Source organism: Campylobacter sp. (assembly GCF_052169515.1).
Classification (GTDB): domain Bacteria; phylum Campylobacterota; class Campylobacteria; order Campylobacterales; family Campylobacteraceae; genus Campylobacter_A.
This window is the reverse complement of record NZ_JBQNCH010000031.1, coordinates 1-3,223: the sequence shown is the minus strand read 5'-3', so window position 1 is coordinate 3,223 and position 3,223 is coordinate 1. Positions and strand designations below refer to the sequence as shown.

The 3,223-nt window shown below is 41.2% G+C and carries 4 protein-coding genes; all 4 read right to left on the bottom strand.

Annotation, left to right across the window (positions count from 1 at the left end):
• The coding region (gene galE / locus ACTTKV_RS08790) for a UDP-glucose 4-epimerase GalE (protein WP_442550193.1) at positions 1-650 on the bottom strand (650 nt) is incomplete at its 3' end.
• A gap of 80 nt (positions 651-730) precedes the next feature.
• Positions 731-1,564 carry a DNA ligase gene (locus ACTTKV_RS08785; protein ID WP_442550194.1) on the bottom strand — a complete coding sequence of 278 codons (834 nt, stop codon included), beginning with the start codon at positions 1,562-1,564 and terminating at the stop codon, positions 731-733.
• Positions 1,564-2,142: a DNA-3-methyladenine glycosylase I gene (locus ACTTKV_RS08780; protein WP_442550192.1), complete on the bottom strand. Its 579-nt coding sequence runs from the start codon at positions 2,140-2,142 to the stop codon at positions 1,564-1,566. Before ACTTKV_RS08780 ends, ACTTKV_RS08785 begins: the two co-directional genes overlap by 1 nt.
• A gap of 9 nt (positions 2,143-2,151) precedes the next feature.
• Positions 2,152-3,210: an NAD-dependent epimerase gene (locus ACTTKV_RS08775; RefSeq protein ID WP_442550191.1), complete on the bottom strand. Its 1,059-nt coding sequence runs from the start codon at positions 3,208-3,210 to the stop codon at positions 2,152-2,154.
• Positions 3,211-3,223 lie beyond the last annotated feature (13 nt).

Genomic DNA, 3,223 nt, shown 5'->3' with positions numbered 1-3,223 from the left:
TAGTCATCGCCAAAGATGCCCATACTCTCGCGCTTGCCAAGTATAGTTTGCACAGCTACCTTAATAAGGTGCGTGGCGTTTGGATAGTTTTGGCCGATAAGCCCCTCTTCGTCTGCGCCTGCCACGTTGAAATAGCGTAAAATCGCAAATTTAAAATTTTCATTTGAAGCGGCGTAGTCTTTGATGATCTGCTCGCTCATGAGTTTGCTTCTGCCGTATGGATTTATCGGGTTTGTAGGCGTTGTTTCGCTCACCTCCGCCACGTCTGGCTCGCCATAAACTGCGGCAGTTGAGCTAAATATAAATTTATTTACATTGTAAGTTTTTGCGTATTTTAGCACCCTTGCGACGTTTGCGGTGTTGTTTAGATAGTATTTTAGCGGTTCGCTCATACTCTCAAAGACCTCGATAAACGCTGCAAAATGGATGATCGCATCAAATTTACCATTTGCAAAAATTTCGCTCAAATCATCCTCTAAATTTGCATTTATAAATTTAAAATTTCCTATCTTTTGGAGTGCCTCAAGTGCTTTTTGTGAGCCCTTACAGAGATTGTCGATGATGGTTATCTCATCTTTGCCTTGCTTTAAAAGTGCTTTTACTACGTGACTGCCAATATATCCGGCACCACCTGTTATTAAAATCTTCAAGTTTAAGCCTTTCATAAAAAGTGGTTAATTTTATCAAAAATAGAGTAAAGCAAAAGTAAAGCAAGCCTTTGAATAAAAATTTAATCCTCTCTAACCCTCAAAAATACAGGAAACCTTGGCTTGCCGTTAGAGGTTAAATTTTGAAATTTATACGTTATGATAGAGCCTATCTTTGGGGAATTTGTGCGTTGCTCGTCGCTTAGTCCAGAGCCTATTTTAAAGATAGTGCCAGCTTTTGCCTCACCCTCTTTACTACCAAGCGCTTTGCAGGTGATCGAACCAGCAACTTCTGCGTACTTGCCACTACCCTTGTTTATAGCGGTCACCTCGCACTCGGCGTCTTTAAATTTCTTAAATTTAAGCGCATTTTTACTTCGTTTTCGCTCGTATGGGGCATTTGGATCACGTACCACAGCCCCTTCGCCACCTTTTGCAATGATATTCTCACTAAATTTTAAAAAGTGAGCGTTATCGCGCATTTTTATCTGTTTTATAATGATCAAATTTTGATTTGGCTCATTTTTTAGAAATTTAGCCAAAACTTCAAGCCTATCAAGCAAGCCACCACTCGCTTCTGGCACGTCAAAAACGTGAAATTTTAGCCTGCTCCACGCCTTTTTGTCTGGTATTTTATCCATCACGGTCGCTTGAATTTCTTCAAATTTAAGCTCCTTTGCGTAAAGCTCGCCATCAAGTGCAAATTTTGGGAAATTTTTAGTAAAACTTAGCGGTGCATTCAGTTTTTTACCCTGCCTTGAGAGTAAATTCTCTCCGTCCCAGTAGGCACGCACGCCATCAAGCTTTTCGCTAGCTAGCCAGCCTGAGACGTTTTGATCTTTATACTCACTAAGTCGCAGCAGGTCAAGAGAAAATGCAAAATTTAAAAGGAGCAGAACCGCAAAAATTACTCTAATCAAGCCTTGCTCTTGCAAAAACAATAGTCCAGATGATCGTCTACAACGCCCACACTTTGCAAAAAGGCATAGGTGCTAACAGAGCCTAGAAATTTAAACCCTCGCTTTTTTAGCTCCTTTGCCACAAAGTCTGATATCATCGTAGTAGCTGGTACTTGCTTAATGTCTTGATAGTGATTTATGATCTGTTTGCCGTCAAATTTCGGGTCAAATTTTTTAAGTAAATATCCCCATAGATAGTCATAAAAGCTACCAAATTCTTTGGTTACCGATAAAAATGCAAGGGCGTTTACAGAAAGCGATTTTAGTTTTAGTCTATTGCGTATCAGCCCTTCATTTTGCATAAATTTTGCTATTTCATCATCACCATAAAGCTTAATCTTCTCAGGATCAAAGCCGTCAAATGCCTCTCTCATAGCCTCTCTTTTTTGAAGGACTCCATGCCACGAAAGTCCCGCCTGAAAGCCCTCCAGAACTATCATTTCGAAAAATTTTCTATCATCTTTTACAACTTTGCCCCACTCATTATCGTGGTAAGCTATATCAAGCTCGCCTTTTGCCCATTCACATCGCCTCATCTGCTTTCCTTAAATTTTAACTCCGTAAAACTCGCAATACCACTCAACAAATTTAGCCACGCCGTCGTTTACTTTTGTATTTGGCTTGTAGTCAAAGTCAGCCACTAAATCGCTCACATCAGCAAATGTTGCTGGCACGTCACCTGCTTGAAGTGGGAGAAAATTTTTCTTGATCTCACGGCCGATCTTTATCTCAACAGCCTTGATGTAGTCCATGAGCTCAACAGGACTATTATTGCCGATATTATAGACCTTAAAAGGTGCTTTTGAAGTGGCAGGATCTGGGTGTTTCGCATCCCAAGCTGGGTTTGGCTTAGCAGGGTTATCGATGCACTTAATGATGCCCTTTACGATGTCGTCCACGTAGGTAAAGTCGCGCTTCATCTTGCCGTAGTTGAAAACATCGATAGTTTTATCTTTAAGCGCAGCATCGACAAACAAAAATAGCGCCATATCAGGGCGTCCCCATGGTCCATACACCGTAAAAAAGCGAAGTCCAGTCGTTGGCACGTTAAATAGATGGCTATAAGTATGCGCCATCATCTCGTTACTCTTTTTAGTCGCTGCGTAGAGGCTTATAGGATGATTTACCGCCTCGTGCGTAGAAAACGGCATATTCTCATTTAGGCCATAAACCGAGCTAGAGCTTGCATAGACTAAATTTCTGATCTCGTTGTGGCGGCAGCACTCTAGGATATTCATAAAGCCTGTGATGTTGCTGTCTATGTAAGCTTTTGGATTTATAAGCGAGTAGCGAACGCCTGCTTGTGCGGCCAAATTTACCACTACGTCAAATTTCTCGCTCGCAAAAAGCTCTTTCATTGTCTTTTCGTCGGCCAGATCGGCCTTTATAAATTTTAAATTTGGATGCGTTTTTGAGGTGATTAGCTTGCCATACTCTATCTCGCTCGTCTCAAAACCAGCTGTTTTTAGGCGCGCGAGCTTTAAATTTACGTCGTAATAGTCGTTTATCACGTCGTATCCGACAACCTCATCGCCGCGTGCTACAAGGGCATTTGCAAGGTGAAATCCTATAAATCCAGCTGTTCCAGTTACTAAAATTTTCATATTTTTCCTTTCA